Here is a 25,179-nt window from a genome sequence, read left to right on the forward strand (position 1 = left end):
TATTTATCTTTACCGTCACAACTTTAATCATACGGATATGAAAAACAAGATACTCCCGCTACTGCTACTTCTGGGAAGTACGTATGCCGCAGCACAAACCGTAATTGAAAACCCTTCTTTCGAAACACGCCAGGGAAGTGCACACACCATCTCGAAGATAGAACTATCTCCGACAGAAACCCGGCTCACGATACGGACGGTATTCCGCCCCCAATGGTGGACCAGCATCGACAGCCTGACTTATATTTATGCCCCCGAAAGCAGAAAGCAATTTTATCCTCTCCGCATAGAAGGGCGCAAATTTGGCGAACGCGTAACGACTCCCGCCTCAGGAATAATAGAAAACGACTGTGTCATCACCTATCCTCCCCTGCCCGAAGGCACAACCCGGATAGATTGGATGGAGGACGATCTTAAATCGGAAACCAACACCTATGGCATTCTGCTGGTGAAACCGCAGGAGACCAAAGAGCAGGCCTTCCTTCGCGAAATCCGTGGAAACTGGCAGCAGACAGATGCAGGAAACGGATGGGACATCGGAATTTACGATTCACTTGCCATCATGGATAACCGGTTCTGGAAATATGAACTTTGCCGGAAACAGGGGAAAAAGCTCAAACTGAATTTAAGGAATGAAACTGACGGACAGTGCCAACTTGAAATAACACAAGAAAAAGACGGCAACATACGCATCGGCAAAAACGGTGAAAAAGAGAAAAAGTATATCCGCGCCGGACTGCCCCATCGAAATTACGCATCGGTAACAACTGCTTCCACTACTCCCCGGACTGATTTTTTCCGGAAAGATACGGCTCACATACGTGGTTTTCTGGATGGATACAACCCGCAGTTAGGATTTACCACCGCCCTGATCTATACAGACAATCATATCACCCGCGAGAGTAGTCCCGCCCTGGTGACCATCCATCCGGACGGACGTTTCGAGTCGGACTTCATTGTCAATTATCCTGGGGTACATCACCTTAGTCTGGGCAGCTGTTGGATAGGGTTTTATGTCAAACCGGGCGAAACACTGATCCTTTACCTCAGTTGGGAAGACCTGCTGGACTACAACCGGCAAAGAAGGTTGAAACCCATGCTGACAGAAACTCAATATATGGGGGCTTCAAGCACTTTCAACCAAGAATTGATGCCTTGTGAACCGCTCTTCCCAAGAGACTTCAACATCCTGTTGAAAGCATGCGGCACGCTGACTCCCGATGAATTTAAAGCACAGCAAAAGCCGATGTACGACCTGTGGATGCATCGGCTCGACTCGTTGGAACAATCAAAAACGCTGCAACCCGAAGGAATGCAAATGCTGAAGAATAATGTGAAAATGATGTACGGCAGCTGGCTTCTCGATTTTATCCTGCAAAGAGACATGAATACCCACAAAGATACCACCAACGCGATATTAAAAATAAAAGAGGCTCCGGACTATTATGATTTCCTGAAAGAAATGCCGCTCGATGACGTCCGTGCCATCGGTTGCAGTTCTTTTTCAACCTTCATCAACCGACTTGAGTATATGAACCCTTTAAACCGGGCAAGTTGGCAAATCAAGATCGGCACAGACGACCATGTGAAAAAATATGCGGAAAGCTGGCAAAAGAAAAAGGAGATATTGGAGGACACGACAGGAATCCCATTCCCAATGGCCGGAGAACTCATTCTCACCCGTTCTTACCCCTTCCTGGCCGGAACTCTCAAGGATGGGAAAAAAGCTTTCACACTACTCAATATCCTGAAAAGCTATTTGCACGAGCCATTCCTTATGGCAGAGTCCGAACGTATGTACCGTCAGATTTATCCGCCACAAGGGAACCAGCCACAAGAACTTCCGGCAGGGAAAGGAACGGATATCATCCGCAAAATCGTAGCACCTTATCATGGAAAATTGGTGGTCATTGACTTTTGGGCAACTACTTGCGGGCCTTGCCGTGCCAGCATCGAGCATCATGCAGATTTGCGAAAAGAGTACCGGAACAGTCCGGATATCAAGTTCATCTTCATCACCAGTGACAGTGAATCACCTGAAAAAGCTTACAACGATTATGTAGAGAAGAATCTGAAAGAAGAAGTCATATTCCGCCTTCCGCAAAGCGACTATAACTATTTGAGGGAGCTATTCCACTTTAACGGTATCCCCCGTTACGTATTACTGGACCGGGACGGAAAACTGCTGAACGGGGATTTTCCGATGTACAACATCGAAAAATTCCTGAAAGAATCTAAAATAAGAAAAGAATAAGAAGACTTCACCACGGAGTAACACAGAATCCCAAAGAATTGAATTTCTATCATTCTCCCTCTGTGAGACTCTGTGCTACTCCGTGGTGAGCATCTGGCGCTATTGGATGCAATCCTATTTTTTCAATATCCGGATAAACGTATCGATGTCCTCCTCCGTTGTGTCAAACGAAGTAACCAAACGAATTTCATCCGCCTCTTCATTCCAAAAATAAAAAAAGTAAGATTGCAGCATACGATCTATTTCGGCGCGAGACATGGTCAGGAATAATTGGTTACTTTCCACCTTTTGGGTGAAACGCACACCGGGAATCTGCTTCAAAGCTTCATAGAGACGTTTGGCCATCGCATTGGCATGCATTGCGTTCTTCAACCACAGTTCCTCTGTCAGATAAGCCGTGAACTGGCAGGAAAGATAACGCATCTTCGATGCCAGTTGAGCCGATTGCTTGCGTACGAATCGAGCTTCCGCTTTCAACGAATCATCAAATACGATCACACACTCTCCCATCATCAATCCGTTTTTGGTTCCGCCAAAACTGAGCACATCGATACCGCAATCTACGGTCAATGCTTTCAGTGAAAGGCCGAGGGCAGCACAGGCATTGGCTATACGTGCACCATCCATATGTACCCGCATCCCGTGTTGGTGGGCCAGTGAGGTAATTGCTCTCAACTCTTCCGGCGTATAAATAGTACCCAACTCCGTACACTCCGAAAGATAAACAGCGCCCGGCTGCGAATGGTGCTGGTCACCAAAGCCATGCAGATAGGGAGCGATCAATTCAGGTGTCAATTTTCCGTCGGGAGTGGCTACGGGACGGATCTGGCAACCGGTCATCTTCACCGGAGAACCACATTCGTCTACATAAACATGTGCAGTTTCGGCACAAATAATAGAATTATAAGGACGAGTCAACAGTTGCAAAGCGATGACATTACTACCTGTTCCATTGAAAACAAACAACGGCTCACAGTCGGCAACAAATATTTCTTTAATTTTTCGGACAGCTTCTTTTGTCCACGAATCATCACCATAGCCCAGCGCATGATCTTGATTAGCCCGTGTCAGAGCTTCCATGATGGCAGGGTGTACACCCGAATTATTATCAGAGGCAAAACTTCTCATAGTCTATAAAGATAAATTTTTCTGCAAAGGAAGAAAATTATTCGCAGAAAAAGAAAAGATTTCCCCACAGACTACACGGAGGGCACAGAGGTTTTCTGATATTATATCCTCAGCTGATGAATGGACAATCCAAAATAGGAATGAATCGGTTCCACCACAGATTACACGAATTTTCACCGAATCTTTAGTCCTAAATATCAACGAATAATTTTAAATATCAACGGAATAAATTATTAATCTGTGGAAATCTGTGTAATCTGTAGTGAAATCAAACTCACTCAGGAATGAAACTTCTTCTTACGCAGCCAATAATCCAATCCGAGCAGGAGCAGAACCAAAGTTGCAATATAGCTATAGAAAACCATCATCGGAGAAGCGGTATCAGACCAATCGACTCTGGACAAACACTCCTTTAAGTTGAATTCTAATTTGAAAACGAGTGTATAGACCGCCATCCCTATCAATAGCAATATACCCAGAATCATGCCGCAAAGCATAGTCCGTTCTTTCCGTTTCCGCTGTTTTTCGGCCTCCAGTCGAACCTGTTCCATCATCCGGTAATTAAAATTGGACGGCAGATTACCAGGTTGCCTTTTCCGAAGGGCCTGCTTCAATGCATTTTCCGTACATTTCTTATTTGCTTCCATAATTACTCATCTCCGTTCATTAATAAATAAATCTTTTTGCGGGTACGGTGCAACTTCACCTTGACATTTCCCGATGAAAGTTTCAGCACCTCTCCTATCTCCTCTATCGACTTCTCTTCAAAATAGAAAAGTGTAATCAAGACTTTTTCCTCAACATTCAGCAAGTCGATGGCTTGAATCAGTTTCGCAGTCCGTTCTTCGTCATCGGTAGGACAAAGTATTTCGTCGGCCTTTTCATCGGGTACATTATTTATGGTACCTTCCTCAATATAAAGAAATTCCTGTTTCTTTTTGCGGGTAGCGGATACAGCCGCATTATAAGCAATCCGATAAAGCCAGGTAGAGAAGCGGCACTCTCCCTTATAACTGTCAAGACAGCGGAAGGCTTTCAGAAAAACATCCTGTACCAACTCTTCCGCATCTTCGGGACAACCGACAATCTGCACAATCAGCACATAAAGCGGACGGCTGTAACGGTCGAGAAATACAGAAAAAGCTTCTGTGTCCCCGTTCAGTATCCGTGCTATGTATTGTGTTTCTTCGTTCTGTACCATGATATTCGGTTAGACGCAAGCGAATCAGAAAGGTTACAGGCAAAAAAATATTTTTTTCTTTGTAACCTTTCCGTAGTCTATTGCGTCAAACAGTGCAAAGAACGGAATTATTCACTTAAAAACATACGATCATGATGGATTTCATTACAGTCCCCTTAGTTGTGGGCATCATTACCTTAGGTATTTACAAATTGTTTGAACTTTTTGCGTGCAGACGCGAACGCATCACTCTTATTGAAAAGTTAGGAGAGAAAATGTCAGAAGGCAATCTCGAACTGAATGGGAAGATTTGTTTGCCTGACTATAACCGTTCTCAATTGTCATTCGGAACCTTGAAAGGTGGCTGCCTGCTGTTGGGAGTAGGACTGGGACTATTAACCGGTTTCATTATCAGTTACGTAAGCTTCTCTCCGTATGACTTTGATAGGTTCGACAGGGGATATACCCGCGAAATGGTAGGAGTTATCTACGGATCATGCACACTTCTCTTCGGAGGAGCTGGATTAGTGACTTCTTTTTTGATAGAACGGAATTCCTGCAATAAAAAGAAAGAGGAATAAAAAATAATCCCCGGAATACAATACCAATGGACTGTTCCGGGGATTTTTTTCATAATAAGCAGCATCATCTACCCAATATAAACATTTACACAGAGGTAAACATAAAGTTCCTCCTCTTCTTGTTCAAACTCAATCTTATCTTCTCTGGCTAACCAGCCCAGAGCTGCCCCCAATTCCTTATCCTTCAACCCGGATTTCCTTTTCAGGTTACCATAACTCCATTTGTCATTGTTGCTCAACAATTGCCAAACTTTTCCGGCATTCAAGCCGATTTCATTTTTATCCATTTGATACAAAAGTTTAAAGGTTAAAACACATAAAGTTACTATTTACGCGGTGTAAGTTAACAAAATTATGTAAGCATTGTTACTACAAAAACACTAAAAACATACTACATACGATATTTTTAACATAAAATCTATCTTATATACCAATATACCAAGGTTATTAGCATACGTTAAATATACAACTTTTTGATATAATCACCTGTTATTGCATCATTGAATAACCTAAACTGAATGATAGATATGGGAAAGAAGGTAGCAGAACAGCTTGTCGACACTCTGATTGAGGCAGGCGTCAGAAGAATTTATGCAGTAACAGGCGACAGCCTGAACGAAGTGAATGAAGCCGTCAGGCAAAACGAAGCAATGAAGTGGATACATGTACGTCATGAAGAGACCGGTGCGTATGCCGCAGGTGCGGAAGCACAACTGACCGGACTGCCGGGATGTTGTGCAGGAAGCAGCGGACCGGGACATGTCCATTTAATCAATGGGCTTTACGATGCTCACCGTTCGGGAGCTCCTGTGATAGCCATTGCCTCAACTATTCCAACCGGAGAATTCGGAACTGAATATTTTCAGGAAACCAATACGATCAAGCTATTCAATGACTGTAGTTTCTATAACGAAGTAGCTACTACTCCCCAACAGTTTCCCCGCATGCTGCAATCGGCCTTGCAAACAGCCACTACCCGAAAAGGAGTAGCCGTAATCGGGCTTCCCGGTGACTTGGCAAAGAAACCGGCAGCCCAAGTAGAGTCCTCTGAACAGATTTATCCATTAGCTTCGTCCGTATGTCCGGCCGAAGAAGACCTGATCCGGATGGCCGGCATGCTGAATCACTACGGACGCATCACCTTGTTTTGTGGTATAGGCTGTAAAGGAGCACATGAGGAAATCATCCGGATGTCCGAGATTCTAAATGCTCCTGTCGCGTATACTTTTAAAGGAAAAATGGAAGTACAATATGACAATCCCTATGAAGTAGGTATGACCGGACTACTGGGTATGCCTTCCGGCTATTACAGCATGCACGAAGCAGAAGTGCTTGTCATGCTCGGAACCGATTTCCCCTATTCCGCCTTTTTACCCGATGATATAAAAATCGTCCAGGTGGATATTAAACCCGAAAGACTGGGACGACGTGCCAAAGTGGATCTGGGGCTTTGTGGAGATATACGCTCTACTCTTCGTGCCTTATTGCCCATGCTACAACAGAAAAAGGATGACTCTTTTTTACGCAAACAGCTGAAACGTTACGAAGGAGTAAAGAAAGATCTGGCTGCCTATACGGAAGATAAAGGCAAAATGGATCAGATTCATCCGGAATATGTGATGTCCGAAATCAATAAGATTTCATCCGATGACGCCATCTATACGGTAGATACAGGTATGACGTGTGTATGGGGAGCCCGCTATCTGCAAGCGACCGGAAAGCGGCACATGCTGGGCTCTTTCAATCATGGTTCGATGGCAAATGCCCTGCCCCAAGCTATAGGAGCAGCGTTGGCTTGCCCGGACAGACAGGTAATCGCCCTTTGTGGTGACGGAGGATTATCCATGACATTGGGAGATCTGGAGACTGTGGTACAATATAAACTCCCTATAAAAGTGATTGTGTTCAACAACCGGTCCTTGGGAATGGTAAAACTGGAAATGGAAGTAGACGGACTGCCGGATTGGCAGACGAATATGCTGAATCCTAACTTCGCACAAGTAGCCGAAGCAATGGGTATGACAGGCTTCAATGTTTCCGATCCGGAAGAGGTATTAAATACATTATGTAATGCATTCGAACTGGAAGGTCCCGTATTGGTAAATATCATGACCGACCCGAATGCTTTGGCCATGCCTCCGAAAATAGAATTAGGCCAAATGGTAGGCTTCGCCCAATCCATGTATAAACTACTGATCAACGGACGCTCACAGGAAGTTATCGATACGATCAATTCGAACTTTAAACATATCAGAGAGGTATTTTAATGATGAACAGGGTTGGTTGAATGATGAATGGTAAACGATGAACGGCAAATAATGGATAATTATGATCCACACCTTGCGTTCATCGTACACCATTCAACATTCATCATTTATCATGTACAGCCTTTAGCAACCACGCCAATTGTACTCCCAGGTCTTTCATATTTCTCAACCCTTCTGCATCATCATAAACTTCTCCCGGCATTTCACCAATACCGAAGTTCCAGTAAGTAGATCCGGGAACAATCATTCCGCTTCCGAGCATAAAACGGTTAAGTTCATCATAAACCGTTACGGCACCACCTCTGCGGACACTAATCACGGCAGCTCCAACTTTACGTGTCAGTGTACGCCCTTGTCCGATAGTGGTCAACCCCAATCGGTCCATAAAAGCTTTCATCTCCGCGCTCACACTACCATAGTAAGTAGGTGATGCCAGAATTATTCCGTCTGCCTCCTGGGCTTTTCGGATAAACTCATTCATTGGGTCGGTCTTGATGACACATTGTCCGTCCTTTGTCTTGAAACAAGTATAACATGAAGCACAGCCACGCAGCAACTTCCCACCCAACTGTACCAATTCGGTTTCTATACCGGCTTCCTGTATAGGTTTAAACACTTCATTAATTAGCATCTCTGTATTGCCACCTTTACGGGGACTTCCGTTAAACGCCACAATTTTCATTTTGTCTGTTCTTTTATAGGTTTAAAATGCAAATATAAATTAGTAAAATATGTTAGAGTAAAAGTGCCCTTGGTTCCGGCCCTCCTATTTTGTTTTATTATTGATACACAGGCACAATTTAACACAATTTACCGTGATGATCTCTAAATTTACAAACCGGATAAAGGTAAACGAAAACGATGCAATGTACCCGCCTCATTGCGGATTTATCTGACTCACATCCACAGCGATAACACCTTTATGAGGAGCTACATATATTCCTCGGCGAGTACATCCGCCTACTATGTAAAGCGTATTTTTCCAATAAAAAAGTCCTGCGCTCTCTAAATCCAAAGCAGCCAGTTCGTAAATACGCATGGTATTTGTTTTTATATCGTAAACTTGTAAATTACGATTCTCAAAAATATAGATACAATCGCCATCAGAAGCCAGGCCGGGATAAGAAACTCCGTCTTTCAGATCACATAACCGTTGCCATTTTCCTGTCCGCAGGTCATAACTAACTGTAAACCACATCGGTGCTGTACGGTAACCACCAAAAAAGTAAACTTTATCTCCCACCAGAATGCCATTCATCCTACCACACCATTCGGCAGGAATTGTGTTTTCCTGTTCATACCAAACACCCCTTTTCAGGTCAAGCATATGTATCTGATTAGAAAACATCTTCTCCTTTACCGCCCCGCCCATCACATAGAGGCATTCATCATAAATGAATGAAGCGAAGTCAACTGCCTGATGAGGATTCACAGGATCAACATACAAAGTATCTTTATTCAGATCATAAACCTCCATTGTAGCATCTGTATATTCCAACTGTCGATTGGTGGATAATCTTTTTCCACCCAAAACAAATATTTTATTCTTATAAAACTGAGCGGTATGTCCCGCACGAGGCACAAAACCTTTCGCACATTTTTTCCACACATCCGATGCAATGTCATATACATACATATTATTGGAACGATATTCCCAAGCTTCAGTACCTTGCCTGTATTTATTGGAAACCATTCGGACAAGAGTCTCATCCCCCGCAACCACATAAATTTTGCCATCGTGCAGAAACCCACCAAAAGAATATAAAGGTTTAGGTAAAGAAGCCAACGAAGTCCATTCCAGAAAGAAGGGTGGACGCTCTCCACTAACTACCACTTCATGCAATAATTGGGGAAGTTCATACATGAACACTTTATACTCAAGATGCCGTAACTCGGATAATGTACATTTAAAAGACGAGTAGCCGACATACGAGAAAACAATGGTATCGCTGAGCCCCATCTTATTATGTGCAAATCGAAATTCTCCTTCAATGTCCGTCACTCCAATTCCTATGGAATCTTTCTGCATATAGATATTCACACCGGACAAAGGCTGTCCTTTTTTTCCATCTACAACAATCCCCCTGATCTGAGCCCTGCTGACTGATATTTCTAAAAAAAGGATACATAGGAATAAAACTATACGCATACACATTTTATATTATAATCCACATCAATTATTCCCGAACCGGGGAAACGAAAGCCACCACAAAAGCAATAATCCATAGAGAAATACTATGTGTCTCCATTTTAATTAGCTTTGGTTTATATCTACGAATATACACAATCCTACAACCGCGTCCAAACGTTCTGCAAAATATCCGCAAAGGTCAACAAAAAAAGCTGCTTCCGTTTCCGAAAGCAGCTTTCTTTTTTCAATCCTGGGAATAAATTACATCATTCCACCCATTCCTCCCATTCCGGGAGCGCCCATCGGCATTTCGGGTTTATCTTCTTTCTTTTCTACAATCACACATTCGGTAGTCAGGAACATACCTGCGATAGAAGCGGCATTCTCCAAAGCAACACGTGTTACTTTGGCAGGATCTACCACACCGGCTGCATGAAGGTTTTCGTAAACATCCAAACGGGCATTATAGCCATAGTCACCTTTACCTTCACGAACTTTCTGAACTACTACAGCACCTTCTTTACCGGCATTGGCTACAATCTGACGCAACGGTTCTTCGATAGCACGTTTAATGATTTCGATACCGGTTGTTTCGTCGGCATTGTCGCCTTTCATACCTTCCAAAGCATCGATTGCACGGATGTAAGTTACGCCACCACCCGGTACGATACCTTCTTCAATAGCAGCACGAGTAGCGCGAAGTGCATCATCCACACGATCCTTCTTTTCTTTCATTTCTACCTCAGAAGCAGCACCTACGTAAAGAACAGCTACACCACCTGACAGCTTAGCCAAACGTTCCTGCAATTTCTCACGGTCATAATCTGATTTAGTAGCAGCAATCTGAGCCTTGATCTGGTCGCAACGTTCTTTGATGTTTTCTTTAGCACCGGCACCGTTTACAATTGTAGTGTTGTCTTTAGAAACAGTCACTTTGTCAGCAGTACCTAACATTTCGATAGTAGCCTGCTCCAGTTTCAGACCCTTTTCTTCGCTGATCACCACACCACCGGTCAATACGGCAATGTCTTCCAGCATTTCTTTTCTGCGGTCACCGAAGCCCGGAGCTTTTACTGCACAAATCTTCAACTGAGAACGCAGACGGTTCACTACCAATGTAGTCAATGCCTCACTATCTACATCTTCCGCGATAACCAACAAAGGACGGCCTGACTGTACAGCCGGTTCGAGGATAGGCAAGAAATCTTTCAGGTTAGAAATCTTCTTGTCGTAAATCAGGATGTAAGGTTTCTCCATCTCACATTCCATCTTCTCCGTATTAGTCACGAAGTAAGCCGACAGATAACCGCGGTCGAACTGCATACCTTCTACCACACCGATAGTAGTATCAGTACCTTTAGCCTCTTCAATAGTAATTACGCCATCTTTAGAAACTTTACGCATGGCATCAGCAATCAGTTTACCGATAACCGGATCATTATTAGCGGAAACAGTAGCAACCTGCTCGATCTTGTCATAGTTATCACCAACTTTCTCTGCCTGATTTTTAATAGAATCAACCACTTTGACAACAGCCTTGTCAATACCACGTTTGATATCCATAGGGCTTGCACCGGCAGTTACATTCTTCAAACCTTCTGCTACGATAGCCTGAGCCAAAACAGTTGCAGTAGTTGTACCGTCACCGGCATCGTCACCTGTTTTAGAAGCAACTTCCTTTACCAACTGTGCACCGGTATTCTGGTAAGCATCTGTCAGTTCAATTTCTTTTGCCACTGTCACACCATCTTTAGTGATGTGAGGAGCACCGAATTTTTTCTCAATAATTACATTACGTCCTTTCGGGCCCAGTGTTACTTTTACCGCATTTGCCAAAGCATCAACACCTTTTTTCAATTGATCGCGAGCTTCGATATTGAATAATATTTCTTTTGCCATAATGATTTTACTATTTAATTAATTGATTAAACACTACGTTTATTAACCCAAAACAGCGAGAACATCGCTCTGACGCATGATAAGGTATTTTGTACCTTCTACTTCAAGTTCTGTTCCGGCATACTTTCCATAAAGAACCGTATCGCCTGTTTTTAATACCATTTCTTCGTCTTTCGTACCGTGACCAACTGCCACAACTTCACCCTTCAAAGGTTTCTCTTTTGCTGTATCAGGAATAATGATACCACCAATTGTTTTTTCTTCTGCAGGTGCAGGGAGTATCAGCACTCTGTCTGCTAATGGTTTAATGTTCATAGTTACTTTTTATTTTTTATATGTTATACTTATTATAGTAATATTTTGTCCTTTTAGCAGGACGAATAACCTATTGCGAAAAGTGTGCCAAAAGGGAAGAATGATTGTTTGTCAGAGAAGGACTGCCAAAATGACTGATGACATTGGAAAAACAGGCGCTTACTTAATAGGTAAGAGAATGATAAGTCATTCATTTTATCGTTGCAAATGTATGGATAATTTTTAATGTATCCAAAATATTTCTTTTCTTTTTTTTAAATGAAACTATTTAATATTTGCCTTTTACACCAGTTCTTTTTATTAAATTGTTATCTATGAATGATTTTTAAAGTAAATATAATTCCTTATTATAAAATAATATATATCTATATGACTGTTTCTTGCCATGAGATTATGAATTTAACTCAAAACTACCCGTAAGAGCATATGTCCATAAAATAAATTCTCTTACCTATTAAGTATGAGAAAAGTCTTTTCCTAATCTTTATTATTACGTTATCGTATAACGCCTCTGTAAGAGGTAAGAGCGTAGCGTGCCTTATCAACAAATCATTTTTAATTTCTTATCAAAACGCTTTGTAACCTCAACATTGCTGTTTTTGTATTACGCCAACTTACACAAGGGGGGAGTATCTCCCATTCGATTATTCATCAAAGCAATAACAAATACTCAACATTATGAAAACATTAAAACTATTGTTTATTACTGCATTGTCTGCAATGACTCTAAGTTGCAGCGAAAAAGCTACAACAGAAATCCCTAAAACAGAATTGAGAAACATCAGTTGTACCACTCAATTAACAACTCATTCTTCCGCCCAAACAAGAGGATCCGCACCAACAAGTCTGGACGAGGACCATTTCGTGCTGTATGCATTCAAAAAAAACGGAGAAGGTAACTTTAGTTATGAAGAGGCTAAACACCCAGCAGCTGCCATTAATGGGGAAACCTGGAAATATAATGCTGCATTTCCGGTAGGTACCTATAAATTTATTGCATTTTACAATCTGGACGAAAGCAACCGAACTAATCTCAATGAAATTATAGAAAACATAAAAAATATAAGTTGGGAGACTGTATTAAAAAGTATCGTAATTACCCATTACCCCTCTACCTCTTCCCAATACCAAACGGACATGAATGAAATTTTCTGTGGTAATACGGAAGAGATAAATATTTCCAGTGGTGTAGGCGGAGATGACAATGAAATAAAAATAGAATTAACTTTGGCACGTATTGTATCACGCATAGATATTAAGTTTATCAAAGTAGCGTCAAACAATCCCACAATAGAAGTACCATATAAAACAGGTAATATATTTGGAAGTACAGAGGCGAACCCATTGACATCGTTGATCTTCAAGCCAACAAATATCCCTCTCAAATATAACCTTTATGGAGAAAATCCGGACTATACAGCAGGCATCCCATGTGAAGTAACCTACAATACTCCTACATTTCGATATGGAGAATCCGGCGCGGATGCAGTAAAGTCAACAGAGTACCAACCATTCCCTAAAGATGCAGATGCAATCAACCAAAATATGGAAACTAATATCAAAAATGGTATAGCAAACGGTGGAGCCTACTTTATGGGATCTTACTTACTACCATTTTCACCATCTGTTTCTCAAACGCTGAACGCCAACATTCAACTTAACAAAGCAAATCAGGAAAGAACGATCAAAGTCCCTTCGTTCACAGTCACCAAAAACTATGTTTCTGTGATTACCATTAAATTAAATTCTTCGACTGAAGCCGAAAACAATGGTGAAGGTAATGATGACGAACATCTATTCAACCCAAAATCTACTTTCATTGTAGAAATAGAAAAAACTTATGACGGTATCCATCAAACGGATGTTGATGTCGAATAAATCCACTAAAATCCTTCTGCAGAGCCTAATATGATGAAACACTACATCGGACAATTACTTTTGGGAACACTTGTGCTGGGAAGTGCCTGTACTAACCACCGGGAAATAATCGAAGGAGATACTTCCGTCAATGTCACATTTAAGGCCCAACAGTCACCTTCCACCAAAGGAGGAGATGACGACGAAATGTCAGTTCTCATATTTAAAAAAGAAGAGAACCAATTTACCAAAACAGAAAGTATCCAAGAGAGTCCATGGTTTACCGAGAAAGAACACTTGCAAAAAAACATCTTATTGCCAACAGGAATCTATCGATTTCTGTTGGCAAAAGGATTTTCTCAAAATGCGGTAAGTTCTGAAAAAATTTCATTCGTGACCGAAGATAATCCGGAAAATCTAATTTCAACTTCATATGACCGGAACTATTATTTTCAGTATCCTACCCATGTTGTAAACGAACAAACGGAACTCAATCACTGCACAACAGCCCTCTTTACGGACTCAGACCAAGAAGAGATCCAAGACAGTCAGACAGAATATGATTTATCAACAACGAATCAAGCACAAATTTCCCGGAAAATAAACCATTTACAAGGACAATTATGCTTTATTGTGCAAAGAGCCAGAAAAGAAAACGGACAATACATATCAATTGATTCACCTGAAAACACCTTTGATAATGCACTGAAAAAGATTGATGGCATCAATCTTACAATAGAAGGAAGCAGTAGCCGCTGCTATTTAAGTGAAACCGGATTAATCTTTAAAAATCCGATGTCCTACCACTGTTCGGCACGGCTTCAAGACGGAAATTTCTCTTTTAAAAAGTTTGATGTAGACAAATTTGTTTCTCTGTTCAGTCCGGCTATTGAAAAAGCAGACTATCAAAAGTACGAAGGAGCAGCCTATTGCGAAGGTCCGCTACTATTCCCTGCCCCTCTCAATCAAACGATTTGCATAACCATCGATATCGATTACACAGGAACTCTGAAGAGCAAAACTTTCACATTAAAAAATATCACTTTAGAACGCAACAAGATGTACCTGTTCACCCTTTGGATTTTAAATGAAAATATTGATATTTCCATTTCCCCTGACGCCGAACTGAATTTAGAAGAACTAAAATTCAATAGTCAGGTTGCCGGTAACGACGGATTTTGGAACTAACAACACACAGGCAATGAAACCACATACACTTTTTCTGATTTTAGGAATTCTATTGTTGGGGGTCTTTTCGTGTGAACAACCCGAAGGAGCCCCTGAAACTTCAGCCTTCAGCCTTAGTCTGGTGCCTCCTGCCGGAGAGGTAGTCCCCGGTGATAATACAGTATTACCCCAATTGGTTTACCATCTTTTCATTTTCCGTTCCGAAACTTCTACCCCTTCATCCAATGATGGTTCCGATTATATCTTTTGGGAACGGACCGAAGAGAAAGGGCTCGATCTGGAAGAAATCCAAAACTACACATTATCCATCCCGACCGAATATACTGATCGATTTTATCTGTTACTACTCCATGCCACTCCAAAACAGAAACCGGAGTCTGTAGTCTTAAGTGGAGAAGGTATGACTTTCACAGACTCAGAGATCAGTATGGTTAGAGAAAACGATAACAGCTATATTCCTCTTTCCAAAGATAACTATTATGCCATCCAGGCTCTTACCCCGGAAGACATAACACAAGGAAAAACTTCTATCGAGTTCAAATTAAAACGGGCAGTGGGTGAACTGGTTTTTGATGTAATGAAGTGCGATGAAAAGGGTAATCCCATCGATATTGACGCAGAATGCTCCTCAACTTTAGACAGAGTATTTCAAATAGATATGGAGGTAAGCGGAGTGACACCCAAAGTGTCTTTAACCAACGAAACGAAAAAGCCGGAACGAATTGATATTTGTTTCTCTAAAACAGTCACTCTCAAAGAGGATACATACTTCCCTGTTTTCGAAGACAATAAAGGAATCATAGAGTTACTTAACGATGCTCCGTTGGATATTGGTAATAAAGCCGTAAATGGAGCAACGCGCATCTGTGGTCCATACCTCTTCTCCAAGATAACTTTAGATAATCCGGAAACAGGAGTGGCAGAGATAGAAGAAGGAGTCAAAGCTGTCCTCAAATTTTCGTATTATGACACAACTCCATTTCCTCCCGGAAGTTACAATACCCAAAAACTCACTCTATCTCTTACCGACAAACCATTGACTATCGTGAAAGATCATTATACCGTAACCAATATACGCCTTCGAAACAATCGTATCATAGATCTTTCTGTTTCGGGTAATTACGGAATAGACTGGAAATGGGACTAAAAAATAATGAGAATATGATGAGACATAGATTATTATATACTCTATCAGGATGGATAAGTCTATTATTCTTATATACCTCCTGTAGTAATGAGGTGGAATTCCCTGATAGTAAGGATGAACTGGTTACAGTCCGATTAACTGCCACTATAAACAGTAAAGAGTTCTCAACAGACAACGAAATTGTACCGATGAGGACACGAACCAACAGCATAGCAGACTACAATGTGACAGCAATCAACGATAGCCGATTGATCATTATAAAAGAAGTAGATAACTCCACATGGGTGATAGAAGAGATAGAAGATAAGGTTATTCCCCAAGGATACATAAAATCTTCCGATTCATTTAACTATACTCTCCAAAAGACGCTACGCCCGGGAAATTATAAATTTATACTTCTCATTAATGGTCCGAAAAACAATACATTACAACCTAATCAAAGCTTTACAGAAAGCGATATTCCATGGCTAACAAGCCTTGATACAGACTATTGCAGTTATGAAATATTTTTCGCAACATCAGACATTGTTACGATTAAAAAAACTGAAAAACTTGAAGACTCCAGTCATCACCACCCATTAACAGAACAATTAACTCTAAAGCGATATTCTTCATTAATACGCCTATCTACAACAGGAGACGACTTCTGGGGAATCTTCGATAAAGAAACAGAGATTAATTATTCCATAAAAGAACAAAGCATTACTGGAATAAATCTACTTGGTCAAACTGTCACAAAAGACACTGAGTTATCTTTCGGTAAATTAAAAACAATTATAAGACAAGCATTTCAGTATCAAGTCGGTGATCAGACCATGTTTTTCACTTACTTTGGAGTGAGAGAGGAGGATAAATTAAAAAACATATTAACCCCACCCGAAGGTAAAAACATTACTGTAACCATCTTCCAGGACAACGATCAAACACCGCCTACTATTGAAGTCGAAACCCAAGCGATGCGCAATCAAGTGACGACTCTTATCCTAAATAAAGTAGGATCTGCTTTAAACTGTCAATCTCTCATAATAGGTACACCCGATAATTGGGATCCTAATAATATTCCATGGGGACACATAGAACTCAATTTCTCAAAATGAAAACAAACCGTCTTTTATACCTTCTTCCTTTCATTCTACTTTTTAGCAGTTGCTGGGAAGAAGATTTGAAAAACTGCTGGATGGGTGACGTTACCTTGACAATTGCAGCTGAAAAATTCCAGCAGCCGGCTACCGATAAAGGGCAATTGGAAGATAATCTGTCTGCCAGAATCAGTAGCATCCGTTATTATCTCTATCAAGATAACACACTGGTCCAGTCCGGAATTATAGACAATGCAACTGATCTGGACACTGATACGCATCCACTGAGCTTTCCCAAACTGGCATTCGGAGAGTATTGCCTGGGACTTGTTGCCAATGCTTCGGAAGAGGAACTTTCTGACACGACTACCCCCGAGGCACTCAATTTAAACTATCCGGGAGCCGAACAAACAAAAGATTATTTTACATCCTGTTATGATTTTACCGTTGATTGTGAATGCGGTTATCAAGACTTCGTAATTCTTCGACGTACTCAAGCCGTAACTCAATTCCAATTAAAACAGTTACCCGAAAACATTACCGGAATCGCAGTAGAAATGCATAAAGTAGCGGCAACCTGTCAGATTGATACTTTATATAAAGGTGAAACAATAGCCGAATACCATACCACAGTCACAGAAGCCACTAACGCAGAAGGTATCGTTTCTTTCAATATAGGTACCTTCCCAACAACCGGAACAGAGAATGCCAGCATTATCCTTAAATTATATGCCGATGGTAAGTCCGATTCTCCGGTTTACCAGAACACACTAAACAATGTACGCATTCTACGTAACCAACTGACCCGTATCAGCACAGATTTTAACTATACCATTCTGGGGAACTCCAGCTTCTCCGTGACCATCAATCCTGACTGGGATGGTACAAATAATGACGATGAAACAATCATACCCTAACTTTGGACATTAACGCAGTAAATCATGAAAAAGAGAATACGAACTCTGATTATTATCTTATTACAAACTTTCATGCTTGTTCGTCTATCAGCCCAAACATCACATACCATTAGTGGTATCGTGAAAGACAAGGAAGCCGCTCCTATTTCAGGAGTAAGTATTCAGGTAGATGGTCAGAAATGGAAAGCCTCTACGGGGAAAGAAGGAAAATTCACACTGGAGATCCCACAAAATTCCATCATCACTTTTTCCTCCGTCGGTTATGAAACAGTCACGATTCACTCCGGTAAAGAAAAATGGCTGGAGATCATTCTCAAAGAATCACAAAGCCTGTTGCCCGAAATCATGGTTACATCCACATTAAAGAACAGTATGAAATTTGTTTTCGCTCCGTCCGATCTGGAATTAATCAAAGATATGCTCTATCTTAAAACCCGATATAAGATTCCCTCCAAACGATTTCAAAACGACTCCCGGGTTATCATTCAGCCAATTCTGGTAAACAGTAGCCAGGGAACCCGAAAAGACTTTTCCCCCATTGTATACGACGGTAAAAACTACGACATCCTGCTTCGCCGTGGAAATATCTGTGGTGATCCGTCAGAAAAAGAATATTATTCCCGTTTCGCACAAGTCATAAACCCTGACTCGATCTGCAATCAGACATTGACTTATGCCGATTCATGCACAGTAGATAACATCAATGACTTATACACAACAGAAGTGCATATCAAGATAAGTACTTTTTGTAAAGACGAATATCGGGACACAGTCCGTATCACAAACGGCATTATTTATCCGATGCGTTTTTTCAACTATAATCTGAGTGCAATGGATTTGGACAACAGCTATATACCCAAACAAACCCCTCTCAACTTCAATGAGAAAGGAGAAATGCATCTTCGGTTCCGTCCTGAAGATGCGAATATTTACGAAAATGAAGGAAGAAACGCTGAAGAACTCAGGAAAATGAGAAAAGCACTGGATGATATCGATAAAGATCGTACTAAAACACTGACTACTTTTCAGATCACAGGATACACTTCTCCCGAAGGAACGTATGAATACAATCTTAAACTGGCTAAAAAAAGAATGAAAAACGCAGCAGAGAAAGTATTCGAAAATATTTCCGAAGAAACAATCCGGAAGGCCAAAGTTGAAAATGATGCCATAGTAGAATCATGGAATACGATTTGCGAACTAATGGAAAAAGACAGCATCAAAGAAGTTACCCAACTCAAAGATCTGATCAGACGCGCCCGGGGAAACCATAATGAAATATCCTGGGGGGCCAGACGAATGAAAATTTATCCGCTTATTCGCGACCGCTACCTACCCCGCTTGCGAAGAGTCGAATATTTCTACGAGTATTCTGAACTGCGTACACTCAACAGAGATGAAATCAATACTCTCTATCGGAAAGACCCCAAAAAATTAACGGCAAGTGAGTTCTGGAGTTACATCATGAATCAAAAAGAAATCACTGACGAAAAAAGAGAAGCTTTATACAGAGAAGCCCTCTCGGTACATCCCGACCTAATGATTGCAGCCAACAATCTGGCATCACTCTTAATAAAACAAAACCGTGCCGATACAACTCTACTGAAACCCTTTATCACGCAGGATGCCCCTTCGGCCATACTGGTCAACCAAACTGTAGCCTATCTACAAAAGCGGGATTTCAAAAAAGCAAACCATTTTGCAGGACTTCTGCCTGATAATAAAGAGACCGAAATGGTGAAAGCACTTGCTGCCGCCATGGATGGAAAGTATCAGGAAGCTTATCCCACTTTCGAGAAACAAGGGGGAATCAATCAGGTCATCCTACTGCTGAGCATGAAGCAAAACCAAAAAGCCTGGGAAATCCTGAAAAGCATAGAAGATACTTCTCCCGAGAGCGAATATGTCAGAGCAATCGCTGCAAACAGGTTGGACAACATAGGCGAAGCTGTTACTCACCTGAGGAACGCCATCGCCCAAAAACCGTCTTTAAAAGAAATTGCTTTAAAAGATGGAGACGTATTAGATTTACTGGATTTATTAGATATAGATAAGAAATAATGTATGAAAAAGAAAGCCTTCTTCCTACTTTTGCTATTGCTTATTCCGCTGCCCTCCATACTTTCACAAGAAATAGCATTGAGAACCAATGCCCTCTCCTGGGCAACCACCACTGTAAACCTGGGAGCTGAATTCAAAATCTCACCTCGGCTAACTGCAGGAACAGATATCATGTATAAAGGGTGGACTTTTTTATCCGACAATCGTAAAATGGGTGGTTTCTTAGTTCAACCGGAAATCAAATATTGGTTTTGCATCCCTTTCTATAAACACTTTATGGGACTTCATGCCCATTATGGCCAGTACAATGGAGGATTCAGTAAATATCGCTATCAGGGAGATTTATACGGGATCGGGATATCTTATGGCTACCAATGGATCTGGAAAAAACGATGGAACATTGAAGTGTCCGCCGGAATAGGATATGCATCGATGAATTATGATAAATATGAACGTCCCAAATGTGGATTATTCCTTGGACAAGACCATTCCAACTACTTCGGATTAACCAAGCTCGGATTCAGTCTTATTTATATACTCAAATAGCAAGTACTTTCCATAAATAATTTCATAGTTCTCTAAAAATCTAATGTTAAAAAGTAAGCGGATTGTCTGTGACGGATAATCCGCTTTTTATTCATTCATCCAGCAAAGCTTTTTTGAAATCATCAATCTTATGCCGTGCCTCAACAGGCATTTCCGGATAATGCAAATCAAGTTCACCCATGCGTTCACAAAGAATCCGCCCCACAGCATAACGCATGAACCATTTATTATCAGCCGGAATCACATACCACGGTGCATCTTCCGTCGAAGTATGAGTCAGCATATCCGAATAAGCCTTCATATAATCATCCCAATAGCTACGCTCTTTCAAATCGGAAGTAGAAAATTTCCAGTTCTTTGCCTCATCTTCCAACCGTGCCAAAAAGCGTCTCTTCTGTTCATCTTTCGAAACATTCAGGAAGAATTTGATAACAATCGTACCATTCTCCGTCAGATAGCGTTCATAATCATTTATCTGACGATAGCGCTTTTTCCAGAATTTCGGAGTGACATCTTCCAAACTGGTGACACCCGGCAACTTATTAGACAAAATAATCTCAGGATGTACCTTGGCAATCAACACATCCTCATACTGCGAACGATTGAATATGCCGATACGCCCTCTTTCCGGCAGGCATCTGTTGATACGCCAAAGATAATCATGGTCGAGTTCTTCGGCTGATGGTTGTTTGAAAGAGTATACCTGACAACCCTGCGGATTGATACCGGACATTACATGTTTAATTGTTCCGTCCTTTCCGGCAGCATCCATTGCCTGAAAAATGACGAGGACCGAATATCGGTCCTGTGCATACAGTTTCCCCTGCAAAGCAGAAAGTTTCTCAATATCTTCAGCCAGTAATGCCCCAGCTTCCTGTTTGGTCAAATCGCCTGTAAAGTGAGTATCAAATTCCGAAACGGTATGTTCCGCTCCGGGAGTAGCCAACAGCCTTTTCAAGATTTCTTTTTTCATTTCGCCAATCTGTTTATTATCTTCTTCGGACGTTATTTAGCTAATCACTAACCAATTCGATAATTGAAGTACTTTCCTGAAATCTTCTGGATGAATAGGCCATTGAGAAAGCGATATAGACCAACAGGGCAAGAGCAGTGACAACCAGCAACGTCCTGATTAGAATGAAATGCTGTCTTTGTTTTAACTCGTTTGTATCCATTTCTGATCCTTTCTTTTTAGAGTGCAACCTTTTACAGTGACACCTGTTATAATCCGGTAATAAAGATACAAAGAATCGGGCAAAAAAGTTTCATCCGATTAGCTAATTAAACCAAAGGAGGCTTAAATTCTATTCTTTACCTCCTGACTTTAAATTCTGCAACGAACGGACAGCTTCCCTAAACCCTTTTAACCGGTCACTGGTCTTATGATAAATAAAATAGTCTCCCAAAAAGCCAGCCAGTATCATCACACACAATATTGTTCTAAAAAGAGGGTTATGCCATATACAGAAAAAGGCAATTATGACGGGAGTGATTGCCACATACGCAAAAATATATGTCAGATTCATCAACACCTTGTAAGATTGTAACCTCCTGTATTGTTGCTCTACATGTTCTGTTACAGTCTTTAAGGTATATACAATCCGAAACATGAAACTTTGCATAACCAAAAGCCATATCACCATTCCCAGCAAATACCATGAAATCCAGTCGGGAGCTACATTTCTCCAAAAGGTATAACATACCACACCCAGAAAGATACCTAAGACACCGAAACCGATCTTTTCCACACGCAATTGTTGCTGCAAATAGGTTTCTTTCTTTGACTGTATCATATCTATAATTATCTGGCGGTTGAGTAATTCATTTTTCTCCACCTGTTCGGAGAGTTCCATCCATTTTTGTTTTAATTCATCCAGTTCCATATTTGTTTTTTATTGGTTCGACATCTTCTTTAATTTCTCTTTGATCCGGTGTAACCTTACAGCCACAGTATTCCGGTTACTTCCGGTGATGGCTGCTATTTCTTCATAACTATTTTCATCCAGCCACAATAAGACAAACATTCGTTCATATTTATCCAGTTGACGTATTAACCGATACATTTCCTTCAACGACTCATAGCGCAAACAATCATCATACACTCCGAGTTCCATACTCAACGGCACATAATCCAATGCTTTCTTTTTTCGTAAATCCGAAATACAAGTATTCAAAGCTACACGATATATCCACGTAGACAACTTGCTTTCATTCCTGAATCCCGGATAAGAGCACCATAAGTTTACTACTACTTCCTGATAGAGGTCGTTCAAATCTTCCTGGTTGGAAGTATACATAAAACAAACTTTATATATAAGAGCTTTGTGTAAAGTCAACAGGTTTATAAAATCCTTTTCTATTTCCATGTTTCTTGTCTCTTTTAATCCATTAGTCGGTAAAAGAAGAAAATAGTTTCAGAGAAAAGAGAAATAAATTAAGATACATTACTTGCTTCCTCTCATACAGAAAATGGTTCTTCTTCAAATTTGGTGGTAAATTCTTTATTTCTTTATTTTCAAGTTGATAATTGTCCTTTTTGCTTGCTTTAATAAGAAAAAACAGACACCGGCTGAATAAGATAACTCAAGTTTCGGAAGTGAATTTGCGCCGTCCGGACCGGTATCTTCATCCTTATACCTTTCTTCAATTAACATTGTTAACGCCTTTTGCAGTTTGTCAGGTTCTTATGCGCAAATAATAAGGCTTTTGCATTTAAAGAACTTGTTATTCACATCCAAAGAACAAGCTTTAACTCTGTGTTAAAACAAAGCTTTTGAGGATAGAAATCTTACTTTTTAAAGATATTGATTTTCAGATGGTTTATTTTAAAATTTGCTTCTTCACCTCATGGATGGACTCTTCGGGGGAAAGCCGGGATACTTGCTTTTTTGTCAACTATAAACGAGGGCTTACACTTCCGAAAACGGAATTAAATTCCATGAGTAAAAGAAAACTTACCACCAAATTTGAAGAAGAACTCAGAAAATGCATTTCGATCTTCCATCTTCCACCCTTCATTTAAGAGGATTTATTCGTTATAAAGTCCTAATAAACAAGAAAATGACATTAATTACTTATCTCTTTGTATCATATAAAGCATTTTATTCTCCTTAGTATATTAAGCAAAAATGGTTTGAGTATTATCCTGTCCTGGGTACACAAACCCATGGAACCTCGTACCCGGGCTGAGATAAAGACATCGAAAAGAACAGTAATATTCTTATTTACAATGCATTATAAGCAGCACAAAATCGAGTTATTTTATTAATAATCCGCATGTAGAAAAGGAGGTCCAAAAAATCTCATCAGCCTAAGAACTGATCAAGTAGTCACCGGATACTAAGTAACTAACTATCTGTCCATACACGCTATCTCAATGGCTTGTTCTTTATATTTCTTGGTTGTATTGAGCAGCGAACTGCCTACATAAAACAAAAACACCAGACTGACAATGGTCATCAATGTTCCTATCATGGCGAAACGACTTTTCTGCTGTAATTCTTCTCTACTCATAAGGCTTTTCTCTTTTAATTTTGACAGGACAAAGATAGCGGCAAGAATTTACGTTCTTTTTACAGGCTTGTGACAACATTGTTTAATCTCTCAACTTCTTCACCCAACCGGGAATAATTATAGCACCTATCAGCAAATACATGTAATAGGTAATAATCCGCCAAACGAAAGCAACAACCAAAGCCATGCCTGCCACATCAAAAAAATCGGTATAATATTCACGAAACATATATTCGCTCACTCCGCTGCCGCCGGGAGTAGGGCTGATAGTCATAACTACCCATAGAATCAGCTGACGTACAAAGGCCAACAGTTGGCTGCCCGAAGTGGTAAAGGCTATCAGCAAAGCATTGACTACCAGATAACGTGAAATCCAAGCCAAGCAAGTAATCCCAAAAGCTTTCAACCAAAAGGTAAAAGACTTCTGACTCATCTCTCTGGAACTTAATACCAGATTGTCCGTAAGTGTCTCGATGGCCTTGTGCCAACGTCGGAGCAGTGGCAAGCGGAAAATAGTGAGTAACAAACGTTTTACCCATTCCGGACGCCGGAACAAAGCAAGATACAACAGGAAAGTCCAGATCGTAACGACCCCATAAATCAGGAAAAACAGAATCTCAATTCCTGACGATAATATAGCCACATTACCAAACAAATCATCAAACGAAAATAAGAGTAAAACCAGCGGGCAGCCCAATACAAGAAACAATTCATCCAAAAACAGGCAGGAGATAGTCAAAGCTGTACTGCGTCCGGCATTAATGCCTTCTTTATTCAAAAATAACACAATCAGACTACTCCCTCCCACTGCAGAGGGAGTCACTGCCGATGTGAATTCACAAAGCATATTTACCCGAAATGCCTGACGCCAAGTCAATTCCCTGTCAGTAATAAAGCGGAAACGCCACATCAACCCACCGTCTCGCCCAAACATAAAAAGTATGGCAAGTAGCAATCCGCCTACCAGACGCCAGGAGAAATGAATATCACTGAAAAGTTCCGGATTGAACTCCCGGTAGAACAGCCACCCTACCACTGACAGCCCTATCAGGACGGGAAGCAGGATATAGCCGGCTTTAAAGGTTTTAATAGAATCTGACATGATTAAAAGAATTG

Annotated in this window: 24 protein-coding genes; 10 read left to right on the forward strand and 14 right to left on the reverse strand. The window is 40.9% G+C overall.

All coding sequences use genetic code 11. From position 1 onward, the window contains the following. The first annotated feature begins 37 nt into the window (after window positions 1-37). Window positions 38-2,254 (forward strand): TlpA disulfide reductase family protein, encoded by a 2,217-nt coding sequence (locus R3O62_RS20190; protein ID WP_317472996.1) that lies wholly within the window; start codon window positions 38-40, stop codon window positions 2,252-2,254. Window positions 2,255-2,368: 114 nt separating this feature from the next. On the opposite strand, the gene R3O62_RS20195 is transcribed toward R3O62_RS20190, so the two are convergent. From R3O62_RS20195 to R3O62_RS20205, 3 genes are all read right to left on the reverse strand, one after another. Then, window positions 2,369-3,382 carry a low specificity L-threonine aldolase gene (locus R3O62_RS20195; protein WP_317472997.1) on the reverse strand — a complete coding sequence of 338 codons (1,014 nt, stop codon included), beginning with the start codon at window positions 3,380-3,382 and terminating at the stop codon, window positions 2,369-2,371. A 278-nt stretch (window positions 3,383-3,660) separates the two neighbouring features. Next, window positions 3,661-4,032 (reverse strand): hypothetical protein, encoded by a 372-nt coding sequence (locus tag R3O62_RS20200; protein WP_050496807.1) that lies wholly within the window; start codon window positions 4,030-4,032, stop codon window positions 3,661-3,663. Beyond that, window positions 4,032-4,583 carry an RNA polymerase sigma factor gene (locus R3O62_RS20205; RefSeq protein ID WP_005807811.1) on the reverse strand — a complete coding sequence of 184 codons (552 nt, stop codon included), beginning with the start codon at window positions 4,581-4,583 and terminating at the stop codon, window positions 4,032-4,034. The genes R3O62_RS20200 and R3O62_RS20205 overlap by 1 nt, the downstream gene beginning before the upstream one ends. Before the next feature lie 134 nt (window positions 4,584-4,717). Between R3O62_RS20205 and R3O62_RS20210 the strand changes: the two genes are divergently transcribed. Further along, entirely contained in the window at window positions 4,718-5,143 is a 426-nt protein-coding gene (locus R3O62_RS20210) for a DUF6249 domain-containing protein (protein WP_220654165.1), read from the forward strand. Between the two features lie 68 nt (window positions 5,144-5,211). On the opposite strand, the gene R3O62_RS20215 is transcribed toward R3O62_RS20210, so the two are convergent. Beyond that, window positions 5,212-5,430 carry a winged helix-turn-helix domain-containing protein gene (locus tag R3O62_RS20215; protein WP_005780792.1) on the reverse strand — a complete coding sequence of 73 codons (219 nt, stop codon included), beginning with the start codon at window positions 5,428-5,430 and terminating at the stop codon, window positions 5,212-5,214. A gap of 240 nt (window positions 5,431-5,670) precedes the next feature. On the opposite strand from R3O62_RS20215, the gene R3O62_RS20220 reads away from it, so the two are divergent. Further along, complete coding sequence (locus R3O62_RS20220; protein WP_032529991.1) at window positions 5,671-7,410, forward strand: thiamine pyrophosphate-dependent enzyme; 1,740 nt, start codon at window positions 5,671-5,673, stop codon at window positions 7,408-7,410. 103 nt (window positions 7,411-7,513) lie between these two features. Here R3O62_RS20220 and R3O62_RS20225 read toward each other — a convergent pair whose 3' ends face one another. The 4 genes from R3O62_RS20225 to R3O62_RS20240 form a co-directional block, all read right to left on the reverse strand. After that, window positions 7,514-8,092: a flavodoxin family protein gene (locus R3O62_RS20225; RefSeq protein ID WP_005807817.1), complete on the reverse strand. Its 579-nt coding sequence runs from the start codon at window positions 8,090-8,092 to the stop codon at window positions 7,514-7,516. 195 nt (window positions 8,093-8,287) lie between these two features. Then, window positions 8,288-9,559: a Kelch repeat-containing protein gene (locus R3O62_RS20230; protein ID WP_032529986.1), complete on the reverse strand. Its 1,272-nt coding sequence runs from the start codon at window positions 9,557-9,559 to the stop codon at window positions 8,288-8,290. A gap of 243 nt (window positions 9,560-9,802) precedes the next feature. Further along, window positions 9,803-11,440: a chaperonin GroEL gene (groL, locus tag R3O62_RS20235; RefSeq protein ID WP_005780800.1), complete on the reverse strand. Its 1,638-nt coding sequence runs from the start codon at window positions 11,438-11,440 to the stop codon at window positions 9,803-9,805. A 42-nt stretch (window positions 11,441-11,482) separates the two neighbouring features. Further along, window positions 11,483-11,755 (reverse strand): co-chaperone GroES, encoded by a 273-nt coding sequence (locus R3O62_RS20240; RefSeq protein WP_005780804.1) that lies wholly within the window; start codon window positions 11,753-11,755, stop codon window positions 11,483-11,485. Window positions 11,756-12,433: 678 nt separating this feature from the next. On the opposite strand from R3O62_RS20240, the gene R3O62_RS20245 reads away from it, so the two are divergent. From R3O62_RS20245 to R3O62_RS20275, 7 genes are all read left to right on the forward strand, one after another. Beyond that, window positions 12,434-13,633 carry a FimB/Mfa2 family fimbrial subunit gene (locus R3O62_RS20245; RefSeq protein WP_317472998.1) on the forward strand — a complete coding sequence of 400 codons (1,200 nt, stop codon included), beginning with the start codon at window positions 12,434-12,436 and terminating at the stop codon, window positions 13,631-13,633. Between the two features lie 33 nt (window positions 13,634-13,666). Further along, window positions 13,667-14,800, forward strand: coding sequence for a hypothetical protein (locus R3O62_RS20250; protein ID WP_032529992.1), 1,134 nt, complete (start codon window positions 13,667-13,669; stop codon window positions 14,798-14,800). Between the two features lie 13 nt (window positions 14,801-14,813). Continuing rightward, a complete protein-coding gene (locus R3O62_RS20255; protein WP_217737787.1) occupies window positions 14,814-15,947 on the forward strand; it encodes a DUF5031 domain-containing protein in 1,134 nt (377 codons plus the stop codon). 14 nt (window positions 15,948-15,961) lie between these two features. Further along, complete coding sequence (locus tag R3O62_RS20260) at window positions 15,962-17,044, forward strand: hypothetical protein (protein WP_032540254.1); 1,083 nt, start codon at window positions 15,962-15,964, stop codon at window positions 17,042-17,044. Between the two features lie 80 nt (window positions 17,045-17,124). After that, window positions 17,125-17,943: a hypothetical protein gene (locus R3O62_RS20265; RefSeq protein WP_317473000.1), complete on the forward strand. Its 819-nt coding sequence runs from the start codon at window positions 17,125-17,127 to the stop codon at window positions 17,941-17,943. A gap of 24 nt (window positions 17,944-17,967) precedes the next feature. Next, window positions 17,968-20,004, forward strand: coding sequence for a tetratricopeptide repeat protein (locus R3O62_RS20270; RefSeq protein WP_005780813.1), 2,037 nt, complete (start codon window positions 17,968-17,970; stop codon window positions 20,002-20,004). A 3-nt stretch (window positions 20,005-20,007) separates the two neighbouring features. Continuing rightward, entirely contained in the window at window positions 20,008-20,550 is a 543-nt protein-coding gene (locus tag R3O62_RS20275) for a DUF3575 domain-containing protein (RefSeq protein ID WP_005780814.1), read from the forward strand. 91 nt (window positions 20,551-20,641) lie between these two features. Here R3O62_RS20275 and R3O62_RS20280 read toward each other — a convergent pair whose 3' ends face one another. From R3O62_RS20280 to R3O62_RS20305, 6 genes are all read right to left on the reverse strand, one after another. Further along, window positions 20,642-21,523 carry a polyphosphate kinase 2 family protein gene (locus tag R3O62_RS20280; RefSeq protein WP_005780815.1) on the reverse strand — a complete coding sequence of 294 codons (882 nt, stop codon included), beginning with the start codon at window positions 21,521-21,523 and terminating at the stop codon, window positions 20,642-20,644. 40 nt (window positions 21,524-21,563) lie between these two features. Next, the gene (locus tag R3O62_RS20285; RefSeq protein WP_005780817.1) at window positions 21,564-21,725 is read right to left on the reverse strand and encodes a hypothetical protein; all 162 of its coding nucleotides are present in this window, start codon (window positions 21,723-21,725) and stop codon (window positions 21,564-21,566) included. 129 nt (window positions 21,726-21,854) lie between these two features. After that, on the reverse strand, window positions 21,855-22,433 hold the full coding sequence (locus R3O62_RS20290) for a hypothetical protein (RefSeq protein ID WP_234165083.1): 579 nt from the start codon (window positions 22,431-22,433) through the stop codon (window positions 21,855-21,857). 9 nt (window positions 22,434-22,442) lie between these two features. Next, on the reverse strand, window positions 22,443-22,916 hold the full coding sequence (locus R3O62_RS20295) for a sigma-70 family RNA polymerase sigma factor (protein ID WP_005780820.1): 474 nt from the start codon (window positions 22,914-22,916) through the stop codon (window positions 22,443-22,445). A 985-nt stretch (window positions 22,917-23,901) separates the two neighbouring features. Continuing rightward, complete coding sequence (locus R3O62_RS20300; protein ID WP_005780825.1) at window positions 23,902-24,063, reverse strand: hypothetical protein; 162 nt, start codon at window positions 24,061-24,063, stop codon at window positions 23,902-23,904. Window positions 24,064-24,145: 82 nt separating this feature from the next. Next, window positions 24,146-25,165 (reverse strand): lysylphosphatidylglycerol synthase transmembrane domain-containing protein, encoded by a 1,020-nt coding sequence (locus tag R3O62_RS20305; protein ID WP_032535613.1) that lies wholly within the window; start codon window positions 25,163-25,165, stop codon window positions 24,146-24,148. Window positions 25,166-25,179 lie beyond the last annotated feature (14 nt).

This window comes from Bacteroides hominis (assembly GCF_033042785.2).
In the GTDB taxonomy this organism is placed as follows: Bacteria; Bacteroidota; Bacteroidia; order Bacteroidales; family Bacteroidaceae; genus Bacteroides; species Bacteroides hominis.